At 71.2% G+C, this 13,795-nt stretch carries 14 protein-coding genes; 9 read left to right on the top strand and 5 right to left on the bottom strand.

The genetic code is table 11. From position 1 onward, the window contains the following. Positions 1-38: 38 nt before the first annotated feature. A complete protein-coding gene (locus tag DY262_RS05610) occupies positions 39-1,079 on the bottom strand; it encodes a TRAP transporter substrate-binding protein (RefSeq protein WP_116957954.1) in 1,041 nt (346 codons plus the stop codon). Positions 1,080-1,267: 188 nt separating this feature from the next. Between DY262_RS05610 and DY262_RS05605 the strand changes: the two genes are divergently transcribed. Beyond that, a complete protein-coding gene (locus DY262_RS05605; RefSeq protein ID WP_181936425.1) occupies positions 1,268-1,858 on the top strand; it encodes a 2-hydroxychromene-2-carboxylate isomerase in 591 nt (196 codons plus the stop codon). Between the two features lie 6 nt (positions 1,859-1,864). Here DY262_RS05605 and DY262_RS05600 read toward each other — a convergent pair whose 3' ends face one another. Together DY262_RS05600 and DY262_RS05595 are read right to left on the bottom strand one after the other, a co-directional pair. Then, entirely contained in the window at positions 1,865-3,709 is a 1,845-nt protein-coding gene (locus DY262_RS05600; protein ID WP_116957952.1) for an AMP-binding protein, read from the bottom strand. Continuing rightward, positions 3,706-4,569 carry an amidohydrolase family protein gene (locus DY262_RS05595; protein ID WP_116957951.1) on the bottom strand — a complete coding sequence of 288 codons (864 nt, stop codon included), beginning with the start codon at positions 4,567-4,569 and terminating at the stop codon, positions 3,706-3,708. The genes DY262_RS05600 and DY262_RS05595 overlap by 4 nt, the downstream gene beginning before the upstream one ends. Positions 4,570-4,996: 427 nt before the next feature. On the opposite strand from DY262_RS05595, the gene DY262_RS05590 reads away from it, so the two are divergent. The 6 genes from DY262_RS05590 (at position 4,997) to DY262_RS05565 (ending at position 9,950) form a co-directional block, all read left to right on the top strand. Beyond that, positions 4,997-5,785, top strand: coding sequence for a crotonase/enoyl-CoA hydratase family protein (locus DY262_RS05590; protein ID WP_181936424.1), 789 nt, complete (start codon positions 4,997-4,999; stop codon positions 5,783-5,785). After that, positions 5,782-7,725 (top strand): feruloyl-CoA synthase, encoded by a 1,944-nt coding sequence (locus tag DY262_RS05585; protein WP_116957950.1) that lies wholly within the window; start codon positions 5,782-5,784, stop codon positions 7,723-7,725. Before DY262_RS05590 ends, DY262_RS05585 begins: the two co-directional genes overlap by 4 nt. Further along, on the top strand, positions 7,722-8,486 hold the full coding sequence (locus DY262_RS05580) for an SDR family NAD(P)-dependent oxidoreductase (protein WP_116957949.1): 765 nt from the start codon (positions 7,722-7,724) through the stop codon (positions 8,484-8,486). The genes DY262_RS05585 and DY262_RS05580 overlap by 4 nt, the downstream gene beginning before the upstream one ends. Beyond that, on the top strand, positions 8,483-8,902 hold the full coding sequence (locus DY262_RS05575; RefSeq protein ID WP_070398706.1) for an acyl-CoA thioesterase: 420 nt from the start codon (positions 8,483-8,485) through the stop codon (positions 8,900-8,902). The genes DY262_RS05580 and DY262_RS05575 overlap by 4 nt, the downstream gene beginning before the upstream one ends. Before the next feature lie 18 nt (positions 8,903-8,920). Then, positions 8,921-9,475, top strand: a complete 555-nt coding sequence (locus tag DY262_RS05570; RefSeq protein ID WP_116957948.1) for a MarR family winged helix-turn-helix transcriptional regulator — start codon at positions 8,921-8,923, stop codon at positions 9,473-9,475. Between the two features lie 160 nt (positions 9,476-9,635). Then, on the top strand, positions 9,636-9,950 hold the full coding sequence (locus DY262_RS05565) for a winged helix-turn-helix transcriptional regulator (RefSeq protein WP_116957947.1): 315 nt from the start codon (positions 9,636-9,638) through the stop codon (positions 9,948-9,950). A gap of 10 nt (positions 9,951-9,960) precedes the next feature. On the opposite strand, the gene DY262_RS05560 is transcribed toward DY262_RS05565, so the two are convergent. Continuing rightward, complete coding sequence (locus tag DY262_RS05560; protein ID WP_116957946.1) at positions 9,961-10,860, bottom strand: LysR family transcriptional regulator; 900 nt, start codon at positions 10,858-10,860, stop codon at positions 9,961-9,963. A 102-nt stretch (positions 10,861-10,962) separates the two neighbouring features. Between DY262_RS05560 and DY262_RS05555 the strand changes: the two genes are divergently transcribed. Beyond that, positions 10,963-11,973 carry a bile acid:sodium symporter family protein gene (locus tag DY262_RS05555; protein ID WP_116957945.1) on the top strand — a complete coding sequence of 337 codons (1,011 nt, stop codon included), beginning with the start codon at positions 10,963-10,965 and terminating at the stop codon, positions 11,971-11,973. Here the strand turns inward: DY262_RS05555 and DY262_RS05550 are convergent. Then, positions 11,963-12,919, bottom strand: a complete 957-nt coding sequence (locus tag DY262_RS05550; protein ID WP_181936423.1) for an alpha/beta hydrolase — start codon at positions 12,917-12,919, stop codon at positions 11,963-11,965. The genes DY262_RS05555 and DY262_RS05550 overlap by 11 nt on opposite strands. A 37-nt stretch (positions 12,920-12,956) precedes the next feature. Here DY262_RS05550 and DY262_RS05545 point away from each other — a divergent pair, with 37 nt between their 5' ends. After that, positions 12,957-13,745, top strand: a complete 789-nt coding sequence (locus DY262_RS05545; RefSeq protein WP_116957944.1) for a FadR/GntR family transcriptional regulator — start codon at positions 12,957-12,959, stop codon at positions 13,743-13,745. Positions 13,746-13,795: the final 50 nt, after the last annotated feature.

The raw sequence follows: 13,795 nt of genomic DNA, 5'->3' as shown, positions 1-13,795 counted from the left end.
GCCAGCGGCCGCCCTGTGTTCGCGCGGGGCTGACCCGCTTACTTGCTGTGCTTGGCGATCAGCGCGCGCGCGTCGGCGACCAGCTTGGCGCCATCGAGCTTCTTGCCCTGCATCTCCTTCACCCAGTCGGCCTCCACCGCGGCAGCGGTGGTTTTCCAGCGCTGGGTTTCGGCGGCGTCCAGGGTGACGATGCTGTTGCCGGCCTTCTGCGCCACCGCCAGGCCGTCCTTGTCGCCGTCGTCCATGGCGCGGCCGAACAGGGCCGCCGTCTCGACGCCCGAGTTCTTGTCGATGATGGCCTTCAGATCGGCCGGCAGCTTCTGGTAGCTGCCGCGGTTCATCACCAGCGCAAAGGTCTGGGTGAACAGCCCCGTGGGGCCCGAGAACGAGGTGTGGTGCTTCACCAGCTCGGCGATCTTGAGCGAAGGCGTCACCTCCCAGGGAATGGTGGTGGCGTCGATCACCGACTTGGACAGCGCCTCCGTCACGGCCGGCACCGGCATGCCCACCGGGGCGGCGCCCAGCTTGGTGAGCATGTTGTTGATGATGCGCGAGCCGCCGCGCACCTTCAGGCCACGCAGGCTGTCCAGGCCGGTGATGGCCGACTTGCTGTGGAACAGGCCCGGGCCGTGCGTGTGCGCGGCCAGCAGGTGCACCTGGCGGAACTCGTCGGCGGCGTGCTGCTGCACGTACTCGTGGAAGGCGCGCGAGGCCGGCTCGGCCTTGCCGCTCATGAAGGGCAGCTCGAACACCTCGGCCTTGTTGAAGCGGCCCGGGGTGTAGCCGAGCACGGTCCAGACGATGTCGGCGACGCCGTCGCGCGCCTGGTCGAACAGCTGCGGCGGCGAGCCGCCCATGGACATCGAGTGGAACAACTGCACCTTGATGCGGCCGCCCGATTCGCTTTCCACCTTCTTGGCCCAGGGCACGATGGCACGGGCCGGGATGGTGGCCTGCGGCGGCAGGAACTGGTGCAGGCGCAGGGTCACGGTCTGCTGGGCGAAAGCCTTGCCGGCGATCGAGGTGGCGCCCAATGCGGCGGCGGCCACGATCGCGCTGCGGCGACGGAGAAGGGTCATGGGAAGAACCTGGCTGAAGAAAACAATCGACGGGCGGCGCCCACCCAGGGCGCGCCGAAGGCATGTGCCACGTCAGACACAAGGCCTCCACTGTGCAGGCGCCGGCGGGGCGGCACAAGCCGGTTTCGGGACTGGCTGATATGCCGTTATGGTATGAAACCATCGCCCCGATACCGCCTCCCGACCCCATGCCCGCGCCCCTGCACTGCCACCTCGACTTCATCTCCCCTTATGGCTACTTCGCCTCGCTGCGACTGGAAGCCATCGCCGCCCGGCATGGCCGCTCGGTCGCCTGGCACCCCATGCTGCTGGGCGTGGCGGTGATGAAGGTGATGGGCTTGAAGCCCCTGATGGACACGCCGCTCAAGGGCGACTACGTGGAGCGCGACGTGCGCCGCTATGCGCGCGAGCGCGGCGTGCCCATGAAGCGCCAGCCGCGCGACGCGGTGATGAACCCGCTGGCCTGCGCCCGCGCCCTGGCCTGGACCAATCGCCACGAGCCCGAACGCGCCAGCGCGGTGGTGCACGCGGTCTACGGTGCCTATTGGGGCCAGGGACTGGACCTGTCCACGCCCGACGCGCTGGCGCCCGTGCTGGGCGAGGCGCTGGCGCGCGCGGCCGCCGGCGAGGAAGCGGCCGCGCTGCTGCGCGCCGAGGTCGACGCCTCGCTGGCGCAAGGTGTGTTCGGCTCGCCCACGGTGGTGGTGGACGGCGAACCCTTCTGGGGCGTGGACAAGCTGGAGCAGCTGGAGCGCTGGCTGGCGCGCGGCGGCTGGTGAGGCCGCTCAGCCCACCCCGCTGAACTCCACCGCCGTCGGCACCGCGATCGCCGCCAGGGCGGCCCGCAAGCCCTCGGCCAGCGCCGCGTCGGCCGCGCCGGCGAAGCGCACCGTGGCGCGCTGGCGCCCGCCCTCGTCCACCGCGCTCACCTCCGCCTCCCGGTCTGGCGCCAGCTCGCGCGCCAGATCGGCCAGCTTGAGTTCGATCGCTCGCAGCCGCAGCGCGGGCTTGAACACCTTGCCGATGGCGGTGAGCGGCAGGGCCGGCACGACCACCACCCGCTTGGGCACGGCGGGGCGCTCGTACACCCGCGGCGCCACCTCGCGCAGCAAGGCATCGGCCTCGGCGCTGGCGCCCTCGCGCAAGACCACGAAGGCCGCGGGCACCTCGCCCGCGTAGGCGTCGGGTTCGGCCACCACGGCGCACTGCGCCACGGCCGGGTGGGCGAGGAAGGCGTCTTCCACCAGACCGGGGTCGATGTTGTGCGAGCCGCGGATGATCACGTCCTTGGCGCGGCCGGTGAGGTGCACGCGGCCGTCGGCGTCGAGGTGGCCGAGGTCGCCCGAGACGATCCAGCCCCGCTCGAACAGGCCGGCGTTGCGCGCCGCGTCGAGGTAGCCCGGGCTCATGTGCGGCCCACGCAGCACCACCACGCCGGTTTCGCCGGGCGCGCAGCGCTCGTCCAGCCGGGCCTCGCCGTCGCGCCAGGGCACGGCGCGCACCTCGGTGAACGGCAGGCGCCAGCCGGCCGAGCCGGCCACGCGCGGCGCCAGCAGGGGCTCGATGCTGACCAGGCCCGCGCACTCCGTCATGCCCAGGATGTTGCGCACCGCGATGCCGGTGGTGGCCTCGAAACGCTGCGCGAGCTCGCCGGGCAGTGGCGAGCCACCCGTGTAGGCCGCGCGCACGCGCGAGAGGTCGGCATCGATGGGCACGCCCAGCAGGCTGGCCAGCACCGTGGGCACGCAGGCCAGGTGCGTCACGCCCTCGCGCTCGCAGAAGCGCCAGTAGCGCTGCACGAAGCCGGTGTTGCGCATGCCGCTGAGCGTGGGCAGCACCTGGCGCGCGCCGATGGCCAGCAGCGCCAGGCCGTAGACGAAGGCGCCGGCCACATGGAACAGCGGAAAGCCATTCACCTCGACGCTGTGTTCGTCGCAGCCGTAGAAGGCGTGCGCGAACCAGGCGGTGTGCGCCTCGTTGCCGGCGGTGTGCTGTGCCAGCTTGGGTGCGCCGGTGGTGCCGCCGGTGTGGAACAGCGCGACCACCCGGTCGGCGTTCAGGTCGGGCTCGAAGCCGAGCGTGTCGGGCTGCGCGGCCATCAGCTCCTGCAGCGAGGCCAGGCCCGGCACGGCCTCGTCGACCGCGATCGGCACCAGCGCGCAGGGGTGCAGCGCCTGCGCCTTCAGCGCCGTGGGCCAGACCGCCAGCTCGGCGTTGGGCCCCAGGGCGACCAGCACCTTGGTGTTCGCGGCCTGCATGAGCGAGGCGATGTGGTCCGGCTGCAGCAGCGTGTTGATGGGGCAGACGCGGCCGGCCAGTTGCGCGCCCCACAGCACGGCGTGCGCCTCGGGCGTGTTGGGCGCGAGCAGGGCCACGCTGTCGTCGGGGCCCACACCCAATGCACGCAAGGCGTTGGCCGCGCGGTGCACCATGGCCAGCAGCTCGCGGTAGCTCACGCGGCGCGGCGCGCGCGCCAGGTCGGCGTCGGGCAGGAAGGTGAAGGCCTCGCGCTCGGGGAAGCGCTCGGCGGCGGCGCGGATCAGGCCATAGGGCGTGCGCAGCGGTGCCACCTCGGCCAGCGGGCGGCGCTCCAGCGCCTCGATGTCGGCGAGCGAGGTGAAGGCCCTCATGCCAGGCCCAGCAGGCGCACGGCGTTGCCCTTGAGGATGCCGGGCATGACCTCGGGCTTGAAGCCGGCGACCTCGAAGTCCTTCATCCAGCGCTCGGGCGTGATCAGCGGGTAGTCGCTGCCGAAGAGGATGCGATCCTTGAGCAGGGTGTTGGCGTACTGCACCAGCTGCTTGGGAAAGTACTTGGGGCTCCAGCCGCTCAGGTCGATCCAGACGTTGGGCTTGTGCGTGGCCACCGACAGGGCCTCGTCCTGCCAGGGGAAGCTGGGGTGGGCCATCACGATCTGCATGTCGGGGAAGTCGATGGCGACGTCGTCCAGGTGCATGGGGTTGCTGTACTCCAGCCGCAGGCCGCCGCCGCAGCGCATGCCGCTGCCGATGCCGCTGTGCCCGGTGTGGAAGATGGCCGGCAGCTTGTGGGCGTTGATCACCTCGTAGATGGGCCAGGCCATCCTGTCGTAGGGGTGGTAGCCCTGCACCGTGGGGTGGAACTTGAAGCCCTTGACGCCTTCCTCCCGGATGAGGCGCTCGGCCTCGCGCGCGCCCATCTTGCCCTTGTGCGGGTCGATGCTGGCGAAGGCCACCATCATGTCGCTGTTCTCGCGCGCGGCCTGGGCGATCTCCTCGTTCGGGATGCGGCGGCGGCCCAGTTTCGATTCGCTGTCCACGGTGAACATCACCAGGCCGATCTTTCGCTCGCGGTAGTAGGCGATGGTCTCGGCGATGCTGGGGCGGCGGTTGCTGCCGAAGTACTTGTCGGCCGCGCGGTCGTATTCCTCGCCGTAGTTGTCGAAGGGGTTCCAGCAGCTCACTTCGGCGTGGGTGTGGATGTCGATGGCGATGAGGTTCTGGTGGTCCATGGGGTCTCTTTTGTCTTCTCGGCTTTTGGCTTTTTCCGGTTGGCGGACGCGGGAATCTCGCGCCAGGTTGGCTGGTGGTGTCAGGGCGGTGTCCCGCTGGGGGCGCCTATGCGCAGCCGAGGCGTGCGGTGAGTGATGCCGCGGGGCCGGCCACCCGAGCACCGCAGGGCACCCTTCGCGCAGCGAAGGGCTGCGCATCGGAACTCTCGGCGGCACAGCCCAAGCCCTCGGCCCGCCAACCCCGTCGGCGCCAACAAGACCTGAAGCCCACCACCCAAGCGAACAAAGCACCCAGCCATCGCAGCCAAGAGCACGTCTCCACGTAAGGGAAAACCCGCATCCTCTTTCCGAGGGAAACGGTTGAATTTGGTTATCGTTTATAACAATAATCCGACACCTTCACAAGAAGCCGCAGCGGCCCTTTCCCATGCCCATCCAGACCAACGACCTGACGATCGAACTGCGCGGAGACCAGCAGCAGATCGCCCTCATCACCCTCAACCGCCCCAGCAAGCGCAACGCACTCAACGACGGCCTGGTGCTTGCCATCCGCGACGTCTTCCAGGGCATGCCGCACAGCGTGCGTGCCGCCGTCATCCATGGCCATGGCGAACACTTCTGCGCCGGCCTGGACCTGTCCGAGCTGAGCGAGCGCGACGCCGCCGCCGGCCTGCACCACTCGCGCATGTGGCACCACGCCCTGGACCAGGTGGAGCGTGGCCCCGTTCCCGTGGTGGCCGCGCTGCACGGCGCCGTGGTGGGCGGCGGCCTGGAACTGGCCAGCGCCTGCCACCTGCGCGTGGCCGACACCTCCAGCTTCTTCGCGCTGCCCGAAGGCTCGCGTGGCATCTTCGTCGGCGGCGGCGGCTCGGTGCGCATCCCGCGCCTGATCGGCACCGCGCGCATGGCCGACATGATGTTCACCGGCCGCGTGCTCAACGCCGAGGAAGGCGAGCGCGCCGGCCTGGCGCAGTACCTGGTGCCCCAGGGCACGGCCCTGGACAAGGCGCTGGAGCTGGCCACGCGCATCGCCAGCAACGCGCCGCTCACCAACTACGCGCTGATGCAGGCGCTGCCGCGCATCGCCGACCAAACGGCCGACCATGGCTTCTTCACCGAGGCCCTGATCTCCGCCATCGTCCAGGACGCCCCCGAGGCCAAGGCCCGCGTGCGCGAGTTCCTGGAAGGCCGCGGCCCGAAGGTCAAGAAGCAATGAGCGCCACCCGGCCGCCCGAAGGCGCTCGCGCCGCAGCGCGCAGCGCACAGGCTTGCGACGGCGCAGCGCCCCGCTACCGGGCGCTGGACTTCGGCATCACCGAAGCCGAACTGCGCCACACGGCCGACGGCACCGCCTACCTCCAGGCCCGCCAGCCGCTGCACGCCTTTCCCCACCGCCTGACCGACCGCCTGGTGCACTGGGCCAGCGCCGCGCCCGAGCGCACCTTCATGGCGCGCCGCGCGAAGAACGCCGACGGCAGCACAGGCGACTGGGTCCGGCTCAGCTACGCCCAGGCCCTGGACGCCGCGCGCTGCATCGGCCAGGCCCTGCTCGACCGCGGCCTGAGCGCCGAACGCCCCGTGCTCATCGTGAGCGAGAACGACCTGGAGCATGCGCAGATCGCGCTGGGTTGCCTGTACGCGGGCATTCCCTGGGCGCCGGCCTCGCCCGCCTACTCGCTGGTGAGCCAGGACTACGACAAGCTGCGCCACCTGGTGAACACGCTCACGCCCGGCCTGGTGTTCGCCGCCGACGCGCCGCGCTACGAACGCGCCCTGCTCGCCACCCTCGGCGAGGACGTGGAGATCGTCACCGCCAGCGGCAGCGTGCCCGGCCGCGCCACCACCAGCTTCGCGGCGCTGCGCGCCACCGCTCCCACGCCGGCCGTGGACGCGGCCATGCGCGCCACCGGCCCCGACACCATCGCCAAGTTCCTCTTCACCTCGGGCTCCACCAAGCTGCCCAAGGCCGTCATCAACACCCAGCGCATGTGGTGCGCCAACCAGCAGCAGATGGCGCAGAGCATGCCCGTGCTGGCCGACCCGCACACGCCCCCGGTGCTGGTGGACTGGCTGCCCTGGAACCACACCTTCGGCGGCAACCACAACGTGGGCCTCACGCTCATGCACGGCGGCACGCTCTACATCGACGACGGCAAGCCCACGCCCGCGCTGATCGGCGAAACCCTGCGCAACCTGCGCGAGATCGCGCCCACCGTCTACTTCAACGTACCCACCGGCTTCGAGGCCATCGCCAATGCGATGAAGACCGACGAGGTGCTGCGCACGAACCTGCTGAGCCGCGTGCGCCTGTTCTTCTACGCCGGCGCCGCGCTCGCGCAGCCCGTGTGGGACACGCTGCACAGCGTGCAGGAGCAGGCCATCGGCGAGCGTGTGGTGATGGGCACCGGTCTGGGGATGACCGAGTCCGGTCCCTTCGGCCTGTACATCACGCGGCCCGAGGTGCGCTCGGGCGACCTGGGCCTGCCCGCGGCCGGGCTGCAGCTCAAGCTGGTGCCCAGTGGCGACAAGACCGAGGTGCGCTACCGCGGCCCCAACATCACGCCCGGCTACTGGCGCAGCCCCGAGGCCACGGCCGAGGCCTTCGACGAGGAAGGCTTCTTCTGCACCGGCGACGCGGTGGCCTGGATCGATCCCGCGCGGCCGAACCTGGGCCTGCGCTTCGACGGCCGCATCGCCGAGGATTTCAAGCTCGCCACCGGCACCTTCGTCAGCGTGGGCCCGCTGCGCGCGAAGATCATCGCGGCCGGCGCGCCCTTCGTGCAGGACGCGGTCATCACCGGCCTGAACGAGCGCGAAGTGGGCGCCATGCTGTTCCCCACCGGTGCGGTGCGCGGCCTGGCCGGCCTGGGGCCCGAGGCCCCGCTGGCCGAGGTGCTGGCGCACCCCAAGGTGCTCGGGCACTTCCAGCAGGTGCTCAATGACCTGGCGGCCACGGCCACCGGCAGCGCCACGCGCGTGGCGCGCCTGATCCTGCTGGCCGAACCGCCCAGCATCGACAAGGGCGAGGTCACCGACAAGGGCTCCATCAACCAGCGCGCCGTGCTCAAGCACCGCGCCGAACTCGTCGCTGCCCTGCACGCGGGCGCGGCGGCCAACACCCTGCTTCCCACCACCGAACAGAGGAGACACGCATGAAGATCGAAGGACAGGCCGCGCTCGTGACCGGCGGCGGCTCGGGCCTGGGCGAAGCCACCGCGCGCGAGCTCGCCCGCCTGGGCGCCAAGGTCGCCGTGCTCGACGTCAACCTGGAAGGCGCGCAGCGCGTGGCCCAGGACATCGGCGGCATCGCGGTGAAGTGCGATGTGACCGACACCGCCAGCGTGCAGGCGGCGCTGGACACGGCCGCCGCCGCGCACGGCCCGGCGCGTTTGCTCATGAACATCGCCGGCATCGGCACCGCCAAGCGCGTGGTGCAAAAGGACGGCAGCGCCGCGCCGTTGGACGACTTCGCCAAGGTGATCCAGGTCAACCTCATCGGCACCTACAACGCCAGCCGCCTGTTCGCCGCCGCCTGCGCGAAGCTCGATGCGCTGGAGGACGGCGAACGCGGCGTGATGCTGTTCACCGCCAGCGTGGCCGCCTTCGACGGCCAGGTGGGCCAGCAGGCGTACAGCGCCTCCAAGGGCGGGCTGGTCGGCATGACGCTGCCCATGGCGCGCGACCTCGCGCAGCACGGCATCCGCGTGTGTACCATCGCGCCCGGGTTGTTCTCCACGCCGCTGATGCGCCAGCTGCCCGACGCGGTGCAGGCCTCGCTGGCGGCGAGCATCCCCTTCCCGCCGCGCCTGGGCAAGCCCGAGGAGTTCGCCGCCCTGGCCGCGCACATCGTCACCAATACGCACCTGAATGGCGAAGTGATCCGTCTCGACGGCGCGCTTCGCATGGCCCCCCGATGAGCAAAACCCAGATCTATGAAGTGGAAGTCATGTTCGGCGACTGCGACCCCGCCGGCATCGTTTTCTTTCCCAATTTCAGCAAGTGGATGGACGCGTCCTCGCTGAACTTCTTCGTCAAGTGCGGCGTGCAGCCCTGGCGCGAACTGGTCAAGACGCGCGGCATCATCGGCACGCCGCTGCTGGAGATCCACACCAAGTTCATGAAGCCCGCCACCTACGGCGAGCGCCTGCAGGTGCACACCAGCGTCATCGAATGGGGCGCCAAGGTCTTCAAACACCAGCACCGCGTGATGCGTGGCGACACCCTGCTGTGCGAAGGCACCGAAGTGCGCGCCTTCTGCGAGCGCGACCCGGCCGACGCCTCGCGCATCCGCGCCATCCCCGTGCCCGAGGACATCAAGGCCTTGTGCCACTGAGCCCCGCTCGAGCTCCGCATGAGCGACGTCTCCATCGCCAACGCCATGCGCCGCCCCCGCGGCGCGCGCAAAGGCAGCCCGCCGGGCGATGACGCCGGCGGCGCGGGCGACGGCCTGCCCGACACCCACTTCCTGGAAACCCTGGTGGGCTACAACGCGCGGCGCGCGGCCCTCACCGTCATCGCGGTGTTCCTGCGCCGCATGGCGCCCTATGGCCTGCGGCCGGTGGACTTCTCCGTGCTCACCGTGATCGCGCACAACCCGGGCGTCACCTCGCGCCAGATCTGCGCCGCGCTGGACATCCTGCCGCCCAACCTGGTGGGCATGGTCAAGGCCTTGCACGCGCGCGGCCTGGTGGTGCGCAAGCCCCACCCCAGCGATCGCCGGGCCCAGGGCCTGCACCTCACGCCCGCCGGCCAGAAACTGCACCGCCAGGCCCAGGCGACGGCCACCGAACTCGAGACGGAAGCCACCGGCGCGCTCACGCCCGACGAGGTGCAGACCCTCATTGGCCTGCTGCGCAAGGTGTACCGCCGCGGCCCCGCGCAGGGCCTGGGCGACGACGCCATCTGAAGCCCCGCGCCGCGCCCATCGGGGCAAACCCGGGTGACGGCGGCGCGACATTGCTGCACCGCACACAGCTAGCAACTTGGTAGCGGGCGGCTTGCTGCCTATAGTGCTCATCCGAGACACGCGCGAAGAGCCCAGTCCAGGCCGCGCCAGGAGACCGCCGATGAGCAAGGACCAGCAAGCCGTGACCCAGCTGTTCGAACTGCTGGAATCGCGTTACGCCATGCGCGTGCTCTGGGCCCTGTCCGACGGCCACCCGCAGACCTTTCGCCTGTTGCAGGACAGCGTGGGCGGCATCACACCCAACACGCTCAATACCCGCATCAAGGAGCTGCGTGCCGCGCGCCTGATCGACCACAACGGCAGCGGCTACCGGCTCACCCCACAAGGCGCCGACCTGGCGCGCCGGCTGGCCGAGATGCGCGGCTTCGCCAGCCGCTGGCAGCAGCGCGCCGCCGCCCGCGCCAACGGTCGGTAGCCGATCGCGCCTAGGCCGCGGCGCGCTCGGCCGCGACGCGCGCCACCAGTTGCCAGGCCAGCTCGGCCACCGGGGCCAGCACGCGCCGCGCCCGTCGCACCAGCAGGATGCGCCGCTCCACGCGCGGCGACAGGGGCCGGGCCTGCAGGCCCGGCAGGCCGCTGGGCGGCAGGGCCAGCGTGGGCACCACCGACACGCCCAGGCCGGCGTCCAGCATGCGGTAGATGGTGGTGACGTGGCCCACCTCCTGCGCCAGTTGCGCCTGCACGCCGTGTGCGCGCAAGGCCTCGTCGATGAGCCGCCGGCTGCCCGAGGCGTGGTCCAGCAGCACCAGCGGCTCGCCGGCCAGGTCGGCCCAGCGCACCGTGCGCCGGCGGACCAGCCGGTGCCCGGACGGACCGACGAAGCAGAAGGGCTCCGACAGGATGGCCTCGGCGTGCAGGTCCTCGTGCGGTCCGGGGTCGATCACGACGCCGAAGTCCACCTCGCCCGACAGCACGCTGGCCAGCGCGTCGTTCTGCATGCGGTCCAGCAGCACCAGGTCCAGGCCGGGGTGCTCGCGCTGGCAGCGCGCGATGCACTCGGGCAGCAGGTGGGCCGACAGCGTGGGGCTGCTGGCCACGCGCACCCGGCCCTGGCGCTGCGTGGCCAGGCCGCGCACGTCCAGCAGCACGGCGTCCAGCTCATCGAGCGCCCGCTCCAGGCGGGCCGCCAGGCTGCGGCCAGCGGCGGTGAGCGCCACCTCGCGCGTGGTGCGGTCGAGCAGCTTGAGCCCCAGCTGGTGCTCCAGCTCGGTGACGCAGCGGCTCACGGCCGGCTGCGTCAGCCCCAGGTGCTCGCCGGCCTTGGTGAAGTTGCCATGCGCGGCCACGGCCTGGAACACCCGCAATTGGCGCAAGCTCACATTCATGATTCCGAATCATATATGGATCACACAAATTCATTTCTCTTTGGCTGACCGCTCGGGTCCAATCACGCGCTTCATCGCCCACCACGCTGCCCGCGCTCTCCCATGGCCCGCTCCCGCCTGCTGCCCGACAACTTCACGCTCTACCTGATCGCCACCGTCATCCTGGCCAGCCTGTTCCCGGCCCAGGGCGTGTTCGCCGACGCGCTGGCCTGGGCCACCAAGGCGGCCGTGAGCCTGCTGTTCTTCCTGCACGGGGCCAAGCTCTCGCGCCCGGCCATCTTTGCCGGCATCGGGCACTGGCGGCTGCAGCTGATGGTGGTGGCCACCACCTTCGCCCTGTTCCCGCTGTTCGGCTGGGCGCTGGCGCCCGTGCTGCGCCCCTTGGTGACGCCGGACCTCTACACCGGGGTCATTTACCTGTGTGCCCTGCCCGCCACCGTGCAATCGGCCATCGCCTTCGTCTCCATGGCGCGCGGCAACGTGCCGGCGGCGGTCTGCGCCGCCTCGGCCTCGACGCTGCTGGGCGTGTTCCTGACGCCCGTGGCCCTGAGCCTGATGCTCACGCAGGACGCCGCCATGGGCGATCCGCTGGAGGCCGTGGGCCGCATCAGCCTGCAGCTGCTGCTGCCCTTCGTCGTCGGCCACCTGATGCGCCCCTGGATCGCCGGCTTCCTGCAGCGCCGCGCCGTGGTCATGAAGGTGGTGGACCAGGGCTCCATCCTGCTGGTGGTCTACGCCGCCTTCAGCCACGCCGTCGTCGACGGCCTGTGGTCGCAGCTGCCGCTGTCGGCGATGGCCGGCCTGCTGGCGGTGTGCGCGCTGCTGCTGGCCGTGGTGCTGGTGCTCACCGCCTGGGGCAGCCGCCGGCTGGGCTTCGCCAAGGAGGACGAGATCGCCATCGTCTTCTGCGGCTCGACCAAGAGCCTGATCACCGGCGTGCCCATGGCCAACGTGCTGTTCTCGGCCAGCGTGGCCGGCGCGATCGTGCTGCCGCTGATGGTGTTCCACCAGATGCAGCTCATGGTCTGCGCCGTGCTGGCGCAGCGCTACGCGCGCCGTGCCGACGCACCGGCGGCCGAGGTGACGGGCGCCGCGCCCGCGCTCAGGCGCTGAGGGCCGGCGCGCCGGCGTACTGGCCGGCCAGCACGCGTGCGAACCAGTCGCGGATCGGCCCGCCCAGTGCGTTGAAGGGGGTGTTGAACTGCGCCACGATGCTCACGTGGTTGTGGTCCATCAGTTGCACGACACGCGGCATGGGCCCCTTGTCCCGGTCCGCCACCACCGCCAGGCGCTGCGCCAGCGCGAGCGCATAGAAGTCCAGCAAGGGGTTTTCGTACTGGGCCAGGGCGATGAAGGTGGGCGGGGCGTCGGCGCGCGCCTGCCCCAGGGGTTCGCGCCCGGCGTACAGGGCCTCATCCTCGCCATAGTAGGCGCGCACGCCGTGCGCGTTGGGGTTGTCGGCGCGGGTGTCGGCCACCACGCGCGGGCTCACCAGCACCAGGCCGGCCACGGGCAGGCCGCCGTCGGGGCGCACCCGCGCGTCCCAGAGCGCACTGGCGCAATGGGCGCAGGCCGCGGAATGCCCCATCAGGAACAGGCGCGAGGGGTCGCCGCCCCAGCGCGCGGCGTGGCGCACCACCCAGCGCAAGGCCTCGCGCACGTCCTCGGCGCCGCCCGGCCAGGGCGACTGGGGCGCCAGCCGGTACTCCACGTTGAACGCCAGGTAGCCATGGCGGGAAAATTCCGCCGGCACGTTGGCGTAGATCCAGGGCGTCTGCTCCTTGTCGCCGCGCACGAAGGCGCCGCCGTGCACGAACACCAGGATGGGCACGCCCGGCCCGCCGCCTGAACACTCGACCTGGGGGGCGTAGACGTCGAGCACCTGCCGCGGGTCCTCGCCATACGGCAGGTCCCGCGCCGTCGGGGCCAGCGCCGAGGCCGCCAGCAGCGGCGCCCAGGCCTCGAACATGGCGTCGCGGCCGGCCGTGATGTCCTGGTGCCAGCGCGGACCCCAGTGCGCCAGGGCGTCGACGAGGAACGTGGGCAAGGCGGGGCTCATGCGATAAAGTCGTAGGATGAATTCAGGAGAGGCCATTATGTCGGGTTCATCGCCCTTTCCCGCCATCGCCCCGGGCGCGCGGCTGTCGGAGCGGGTCGCGGACACCCTGAGCGCGGAGATCCGCTCGGGCCGCCTGCGCCCCGGCGACAAGCTGCCGACCGAGCCCGAGCTGGCCGAGCAGTTCTCGGTCAGCCGCACCGTGGTCCGCGAGGCGGTCTCGCGCCTGAAATCGATCGGACTGGTCGAGTCGCGCCAGGGCAGCGGCGTCTACGTTCTGGAGGCCAGCATCCCCCCCCTGAGCTTCGACGCCAGCTACGCGGTGTCCAAGGAGGCGGTGATCCAGATGGTGGAGGTGCGCCGCGCCCTGGAGGCCGAAGTCGCCGGCCTGGCCGCGCAGCGCCGCACCGCGGCCGACGTGCAGGCCATCCGCGACGCCATCGCCACGCTCGACCAGGCCGTGCAGGCCGGTGGCGACGGCGTGCGCGAGGACGTGGCCTTCCACCGCGCCATCGCCGAGGCGGCCAAGAACCCCTTCCTGCTGAGCACCCTGCAGTACCTCAGCCGCTTCCTGCACGGCGCCACGCGCGTGACGCGGGCCAACGAGGCGCGGCGCGGCGACTTCGCGCGCCAGGTGCGCGACGAGCACGAGGCCATCCTGGCCGCCATCGAGGACCAGGACTCGGCCGCCGCCCGCGCCGCCGCCTTCAACCACATGAACAACGCCATCCGCCGCATCGAAGAGGCCGACCCGGCCTTCTGGCGCCAGGAAGGCGCGGTGCTGGCGCGCGCGCTCATGGTGGACCGGGCGCCCGACGCGCCGCGCTGAGCCCGGCCGCTCCCACCTAGGGATTTCCCGATGCCGATGGCTGAAACCAA

This window comes from Hydrogenophaga borbori, assembly GCF_003417535.1.
In the GTDB taxonomy this organism is placed as follows: Bacteria; Pseudomonadota; Gammaproteobacteria; order Burkholderiales; family Burkholderiaceae_C; genus Hydrogenophaga; species Hydrogenophaga borbori.
This window is presented reverse-complemented; position numbering and strand designations above follow the sequence as displayed.